Annotated in this window: 5 protein-coding genes and 13 tRNA genes; 1 reads left to right on the forward strand and 17 read right to left on the reverse strand. The window is 38.1% G+C overall.

Going from position 1 to position 6,334, the window contains the following annotated elements; translation table 11 throughout:
• Positions 1-77: 77 nt before the first annotated feature.
• From pepF to AC6UDF_RS03875, 4 genes are read right to left on the reverse strand one after another with little or no spacing between them, the layout of a single operon-like run.
• Positions 78-1,880, reverse strand: a complete 1,803-nt coding sequence (gene pepF / locus AC6UDF_RS03860; protein ID WP_500693950.1) for an oligoendopeptidase F — start codon at positions 1,878-1,880, stop codon at positions 78-80.
• 15 nt (positions 1,881-1,895) lie between these two features.
• Positions 1,896-2,972, reverse strand: a complete 1,077-nt coding sequence (locus tag AC6UDF_RS03865) for a competence protein CoiA (RefSeq protein WP_500723844.1) — start codon at positions 2,970-2,972, stop codon at positions 1,896-1,898.
• A 52-nt stretch (positions 2,973-3,024) separates the two neighbouring features.
• Complete coding sequence (locus AC6UDF_RS03870; protein ID WP_500693952.1) at positions 3,025-3,729, reverse strand: adaptor protein MecA; 705 nt, start codon at positions 3,727-3,729, stop codon at positions 3,025-3,027.
• A gap of 15 nt (positions 3,730-3,744) precedes the next feature.
• Positions 3,745-4,485 (reverse strand): MBL fold metallo-hydrolase, encoded by a 741-nt coding sequence (locus AC6UDF_RS03875; RefSeq protein WP_500693953.1) that lies wholly within the window; start codon positions 4,483-4,485, stop codon positions 3,745-3,747.
• A 157-nt stretch (positions 4,486-4,642) separates the two neighbouring features.
• Here AC6UDF_RS03875 and AC6UDF_RS03880 point away from each other — a divergent pair, with 157 nt between their 5' ends.
• Positions 4,643-5,089, forward strand: coding sequence for a hypothetical protein (locus tag AC6UDF_RS03880; protein ID WP_500723846.1), 447 nt, complete (start codon positions 4,643-4,645; stop codon positions 5,087-5,089).
• 61 nt (positions 5,090-5,150) lie between these two features.
• Here AC6UDF_RS03880 and AC6UDF_RS03885 read toward each other — a convergent pair.
• The 13 genes from AC6UDF_RS03885 to AC6UDF_RS03945 all read right to left on the reverse strand — a co-directional run bounded on the left by AC6UDF_RS03885 (position 5,151) and on the right by AC6UDF_RS03945 (position 6,333).
• Positions 5,151-5,225, reverse strand: a tRNA-Asp gene (locus AC6UDF_RS03885).
• A gap of 4 nt (positions 5,226-5,229) precedes the next feature.
• Positions 5,230-5,303, reverse strand: a tRNA-Met gene (locus AC6UDF_RS03890).
• Positions 5,304-5,327: 24 nt separating this feature from the next.
• Positions 5,328-5,400: transfer RNA gene (locus tag AC6UDF_RS03895), tRNA-Glu, on the reverse strand.
• Between the two features lie 8 nt (positions 5,401-5,408).
• Positions 5,409-5,496: transfer RNA gene (locus AC6UDF_RS03900), tRNA-Ser, on the reverse strand.
• Positions 5,497-5,498: 2 nt separating this feature from the next.
• Positions 5,499-5,573: transfer RNA gene (locus AC6UDF_RS03905), tRNA-Ile, on the reverse strand.
• Positions 5,574-5,589: 16 nt separating this feature from the next.
• A tRNA-Gly gene (locus AC6UDF_RS03910) sits at positions 5,590-5,660 on the reverse strand.
• A gap of 19 nt (positions 5,661-5,679) precedes the next feature.
• A tRNA-Phe gene (locus tag AC6UDF_RS03915) sits at positions 5,680-5,752 on the reverse strand.
• A 7-nt stretch (positions 5,753-5,759) separates the two neighbouring features.
• A tRNA-Asp gene (locus tag AC6UDF_RS03920) sits at positions 5,760-5,834 on the reverse strand.
• Between the two features lie 4 nt (positions 5,835-5,838).
• Positions 5,839-5,912 (reverse strand) — tRNA-Met (locus AC6UDF_RS03925).
• Positions 5,913-5,921: 9 nt separating this feature from the next.
• Positions 5,922-6,011: transfer RNA gene (locus AC6UDF_RS03930), tRNA-Ser, on the reverse strand.
• A 66-nt stretch (positions 6,012-6,077) separates the two neighbouring features.
• Positions 6,078-6,151: transfer RNA gene (locus tag AC6UDF_RS03935), tRNA-Ile, on the reverse strand.
• Between the two features lie 9 nt (positions 6,152-6,160).
• Positions 6,161-6,234: transfer RNA gene (locus AC6UDF_RS03940), tRNA-Met, on the reverse strand.
• 25 nt (positions 6,235-6,259) lie between these two features.
• Positions 6,260-6,333: transfer RNA gene (locus tag AC6UDF_RS03945), tRNA-Pro, on the reverse strand.
• Position 6,334 lies beyond the last annotated feature (1 nt).

Here is a 6,334-nt window from a genome sequence, read left to right on the forward strand (position 1 = left end):
AACACCCCTCCTCAATTAATTACAAGTACAGCATATTCCTCTCACATAATATTTCAAACATTGTGCTCACCGTATATTTAAAGCATTTTTTCCAGTTCATCTAAGCGTCTTTCAAACTTATCAAAGGCTTGATTTAAATAATCCGGTTTAGTCATATCAACTCCAGCTGCTTTCATAATAGTAATAGGATCCTTACTACTTCCTGATTTTAAATAGTTCAGATACGAATCAATCTTTTTAGGATCTCCACTCATAACTCGATCCGCTAATGCGGAAGCAGCCGCAAAACCAGTTGCGTACTGATAAACGTAGAAATCATAGTAAAAATGGGGAATCCTAGACCATTCAAGTCGAATCTCAGGATCAGAAACAACGTCTTTTCCATAGTACTCTTGGTTCAAATTAAAGTAATATTTGTTCATAAATTCCGCAGTTAATGACTTTCCTTCTTGTTCTGATTGATGGATAAACTCTTCAAATTCAGCAAACTGGGTTTGCCGAAAAATTGTTCCCTTTACTCCATCTAAGTAGGAATTAAGGATGTATTTGCGAACCTCTGGATCAGAATTATTTTTAAGTAAGTAATCAGTCAAGATATTTTCGTTAGTAGTTGACGCAATTTCGGCCACAAAAATTGAATAATCGCCGTACTGGTATGGTTGGTTATGAGAAGTATAGTAACTGTGCATACTATGTCCTGTTTCGTGCACCAAAGTGTATAAATTATCAAGATTATCTTGCCAATTAAGCAAAACAAATGGATTCGTATCATACATCCCAGATGAGTATGCTCCCGTTCGTTTCCCTTTATTTTCAACTACATCAATCCAGCGATTATTAAATTCTTCTTTAACGTGTTTAACGTAATCCGGACCGTAAACGCTCAGTGCCTTTAAAGCTTCATCCTTCGCTTGCCCAAAGGAATACTTGAGACTTGGTTTTCCACTTAATGGCACGTACATATCATACATGTGTAATTCAGAAACATTCAAAGCTTTTTTTCTGAGCGCAACGTACCGATGAAATAACGGTAAGTGATCATGAACACTTTTTACTAAGGTTGTATAGACAGTTTCAGGAATCTCATTTTCACTCATTGCCATTTGTCTTGCTGAATCATATTTTCTCGTCTGTGCTTCAAAGTTATGAACAGATACTTCTGCTGACAAAGTTGAAGCAAGCGTGTTTTGAAATTGATCAAAGGTTGAGTAAAAGGATTTGAAAGCATTCTTTCTCACTTTTCGATCTTGCGACTCCAAGAGTAAACTATAAATACCGTTAGAAAGCCGTACTTTTTTACCCGACCCATCATTCACCTGAGGAAATTTAAGGTCAGAACTATCTAAGATTCCAAATGTCTTTTCGGGTGCCTCAAAAATTGTTGAAGCCCTAGCCATCAACTTTTCTTGGTCCTCAGGTAAGACATGATCCTGATTAACTAAAATCTTATCAAAAAATCTTCGATATTCTTCTAACTTTGGATTTTCCCTAATAAACTGTTTGATGCTTTCAGACCCTAAGGAAATGATTTCGGGCTCTAACCAAGACTGTGCCTGACCAACTTTGCTTCCTAATTTATTAACCCGGTCCATGTCACTCTGTAATTCATTATTAGTAGTATCAACATCACTAGCTGACTGAGCATAAACATATAACTTTTCATATTTTCGATTCAAGTCCAATACTTGCCTAATTACATTTAAAAGCGACTCACTATTTAAGCCAAGTTGCCCCTTTAATTGACTAACCTTTCCAACTAAATCATTAGCTTCACTATATGCTCGTTCGAACTCCGCATGATCCTTATACACAGTAGTCAAATCCCAAGTTAATTCTTTTGGAACCTCGTTTCGATTTGGCAAATCATTTATCTTTGACATTTTACAATCTCCATTTCATGAACGTTTCTTAATCATGCTTATCTTAGCATAAACATCTCTATACCACGTAAATTCTTCAACTCGTTCAATCTTTCCATCATCAATCACCAACAGCTTATTATGAATCAAACAAGCCACAAACCTTTGAATATAAGCCTTCCTTACATTTTCAACATTGGTTAGAAAAACAAATTGATCATTTGGATCAGCAAAATGGCTTTCTTGATATACTTTATCCATAAATTGAAAAATACTTTTACCAACCCACTTTTTTAGTTCACAGACGAAAATTATTTCCCAAGTCAACCACTGGTGACCGAAAACTGGAGGCAACATCCGATAATGATGACAAATAAGTGGACATCCAGTCACCGTCTTGCCATTTAGGTAGCAGTATTCCTGTAAAGCCATCATCCCCTGATCACGATAGCGAACTTTCTTCTCAATTTGTTTACATACCTTGATTAAATTGGGCTGCCTTAATTTATCAGATTGCTTTTTGTTAAAAAATTCAAACATTGAATACCAGCGTTTAAATGACTTCTCTCGGTAACGATAGACCCCATCAACTTGATGAATTTGGTAGCGGATAAAATATCGTGATCTAAAAGAATTCATATAAACAAGATAGTACCCCGTGTTTTTATGATATCTAATGAATTGAAGTACTGAAGGACTTGAAACCTTCTTTTTATAATATTTCATTCCCAAGATCCAAGAAGATTCTAGACCAATTGAATGGTAACCAGCTACCCGCTTACTCAACTGTTGAAAGCTAATAGGGCTGCATTGATACTCAATTGCCATATTACTCAAAAGAATATCCGCTCGTTGTTTTAAAGCTGGTAAATATACCTCTACATCAGCATCACATGGTAACGAGTTTAATATGATGTCTTTGCCAAGTGTATGCGCATAAGATTCACCGGCTCCCGTTTTACACTTCGAATTTGCTTGATGAGCAAAATGTGGAATTTTATTAATACCCTTTTTCAAAACCACCAATTCACCACAATCACAGCAATAATATTTATGATTCCTTTTGGCATCTCGTGCCATAATAAGCTTTCCATTTTCTAAAGCCATTAACATAAAAAAGACCCTTCGCAATATACGAAAAAAGATTCGCTAAATGCGAATCTTTTTACTTAAAATAATATGCAATTGTTTCAAGTGCATCACCAACCGTAATTTGCTTACCATACTTCTTTAATTTGTCTTCAGTCAGTGGCGCAATTTTCCCATACTCATAAACAATTCCCATTTCATCATTAATCATATGATTAAGGTCATCAAGATTAGAATTACCCTCACTATCGTACTGACCATTCAAATAGTATCTGAACATAATAATATACGAATTTTGATATTGATACAAATCAGTTTTTAATTCTACTGAATGGCGGGGAGTAACTTCCTTCCATTTATTGGCAAGCCCAATTAAATCATCAAATGAATTGAATTTGATTGGAATTAGTCGTTTACCAGTCTTTTTATCAAAGGTATCATACATCTTGCGAATATCATTAACGTTTTTGCTGGTTCTTTGTTTTCCATTTTCATTTAATGGAGGTAACATCCCACCATTATCGCCAATTTGATTCGAAATATTCTTATCTTTACTAATAAATAACTCTAATCCATCTTGGCTAGGAAGAATTTGAAACAAAACCGTATCTGTATCCGTAAAGTCTTTTTCAACGTCAGCTTCATCAAGAATGCTATAGAAAAATTGTTCACATTTTTCTCGATTCCCTAAAAGATCAAGCATCCCAATTCCATGCTTTTTTAAGTCTTCCTTGTTAATCAGTACACGGATTGTATCTTTGTTAACACGATGGAATTTCATAAAACAAATCGCCTCCTAAATCCTAATTGCCTTTCTTATTTTAGGCAATTCAACATTAACCTTTTTGCCAGCGGCTTGTTGTGCTTGCTGTAACAATTTTACGTGACTACCATTTTGAGGAAGATGACTTATTAACAGGTTCTTACTATCTGACAATCGAGCTAAGTGACCAGATTGTTTAGAGGTCATATGCCACAATTTACCATCTACGTCCTCAAAGAAATTCGTATCTGATATTAACATATCAGAGTTCTTAACAAAATTAATTAGACCATCAAAATAACGTGTATCAGCTGTGTAACTCAATACTTTTCCAGATGATCGTTCAACAATCTTCATCGCAAAGGCTGGCACGGGATGAATCGTCTTTAAAAATGTGACTGTAAATGGTCCCACTTCAAGTTCACTATCAGCACTAAAGGGTTCTTTCTCAGTCGAATTGGGCCAATCTAACTGGTTGTAATGAATCTGATCGGTTGTATTTCCGTAAATCGGTAAAACATCTGTATCATAGCGTTTATCATGTAACTGCCAATAGTACTGTAACACCCCAACATCAGCGATGTGATCTGCATGATAATGTGACAAGATAATTGCATTTAATTTTAGTGGGTCTAAGACCTTCTCTAATGAGAGCATTATTCCGCTCCCACAGTCAATCAACAAATTAAAGTTACCGCTAGTAACTAAATATCCACTAGTACCAATTCCATCATAAGGATAACCACCATAATCACCTAAAACCGTAAGTTTCATTTTTATCCCCCATTTCCAAAAATTAGGACATTTTCCTTTTAACTCATTAGGATTTATTCTAAACTAATTATGAAGCAATTTACATCAAAAGGAAGTTAATAATATGATAAGACAAATTTCTGTAACATTTGGCACGAAGAATGTATTAGTGCACATCATGAAAAGTAATCCTGAAAGAGATTTAGCACTATTCTCTACCAACAATAACGATTCAGGCCTCCAGCTCCTGGATTACAGTGGAAAGGAATCAATTTTCAAAAGTCCCATCACTTATGACGTCCTTTCACACGTTGGCGAAGACAACTGGAGTTATTTCATTAATTATGTGGAACTTTCACCATCAGATGACCAACGTAAAGTTTTAGATGCAAACATGAACACCTTCATGAGCAGTCCTGAATTACCAAGCGGAATGTTTTCGGGGTATTATATGTCAGATTCAAAGGATCATACTAAGCGTATTATTCTCACTTTATGGCGTGGAGCATACGCATACAATGATTGGGCTAATCGTCCTGAAAGTATTGTTTCTAAATTTAAAAACGATCCTAACATTGATTACCGCTCAGCCAGTTATCAACGGGTTGCACCAACAAATAATTAATAATTAATAGATATAAAAAAAGAGATGAATAATTCATCTCTTTTTTTATATGATAATGATACGGTTCGTACGAGACTCGAACTCGTGATCTCCTGCGTGACAGGCAGGCGTCCTGAACCAACTAGACCAACGAACCAAAATTGCGGGAGCTGGATTTGAACCAACGACCTCCGGGTTATGAGCCCGACGAGCTACCAGACTGCTCTATCCCGCGATAATTATATAGTAAAAATAATGATGACCCGTACGGGATTCGAACCCATGTTACTGCCGTGAAAGGGCAGTGTCTTAAACCACTTGACCAACGGGTCATAATAAACGGAGAAGGAGAGATTCGAACTCTCGCGCCGCTTGCGCGACCTACACCCTTAGCAGGGGCGCCTCTTCAGCCACTTGAGTACTTCTCCAATGGGTCTAGGTGGACTCGAACCATCGACCTCACGCTTATCAGGCGTGCGCTCTAAACCGACTGAGCTATAGACCCAAATAAAACAAATAAAAGCGGGTGACGAGAATCGGACTCGCGACAGTAGCTTGGAAGGCTACGGTTTTACCACTAAACTACACCCGCATAAAAATATTAAATTAAGTGGCGCGGGACAGAATCGAACTGCCGACACACGGAGCTTCAATCCGTTGCTCTACCAACTGAGCTACCGAGCCATTTAAGCGGTTCGTACGAGACTCGAACTCGTGATCTCCTGCGTGACAGGCAGGCGTCCTGAACCAACTAGACCAACGAACCAAAATTGCGGGAGCTGGATTTGAACCAACGACCTCCGGGTTATGAGCCCGACGAGCTACCAGACTGCTCTATCCCGCGATAATATAAAGGAGGATGAGAGATTCGAACTCTCGCGCGATTTGACTCGCCTGACGGTTTTCAAGACCGTTCCCTTCAGCCAGACTTGGGTAATCCTCCAAAAACAACAAAGTAATTGTAACATATAAGTCAATAAACCTCAACGCCCACCAAACAGCGTTCGGATGGACCTTGTAGGACTCGAACCTACGACCGGACGGTTATGAGCCGTCTGCTCTAACCAACTGAGCTAAAGGTCCAAGACCTAATCGCGGCAGAGGGGATCGAACCCCCGACCTCCCGGGTATGAACCGGACGCTCTAGCCAGCTGAGCTACACCGCGATTTAAGATACATAAAAGTATCTAATCGGGAAGACAGGATTCGAACCTGCGACCCCCTGGTCCCAAACCAGGTGCTCTACCAAGCTGAGCTACTTCCCGA

The organism is Fructilactobacillus sp. X2R6C1 (assembly GCF_059901295.1).

Excerpts from the sequence above, each read along its gene's own strand:
- pepF (WP_500693950.1), bottom strand. The coding sequence starts at position 1,880 with ATGTCAAAGATAAATGATTTGCCAAATCGAAACGAGGTTCCAAAAGAA.
- AC6UDF_RS03865 (WP_500723844.1), bottom strand. The coding sequence starts at position 2,972 with ATGTTAATGGCTTTAGAAAATGGAAAGCTTATTATGGCACGAGATGCC.
- AC6UDF_RS03880 (WP_500723846.1), top strand. The coding sequence starts at position 4,643 with ATGAAAAGTAATCCTGAAAGAGATTTAGCACTATTCTCTACCAACAAT.
- AC6UDF_RS03870 (WP_500693952.1), bottom strand. The coding sequence starts at position 3,729 with ATGAAATTCCATCGTGTTAACAAAGATACAATCCGTGTACTGATTAAC.
- AC6UDF_RS03875 (WP_500693953.1), bottom strand. The coding sequence starts at position 4,485 with ATGAAACTTACGGTTTTAGGTGATTATGGTGGTTATCCTTATGATGGA.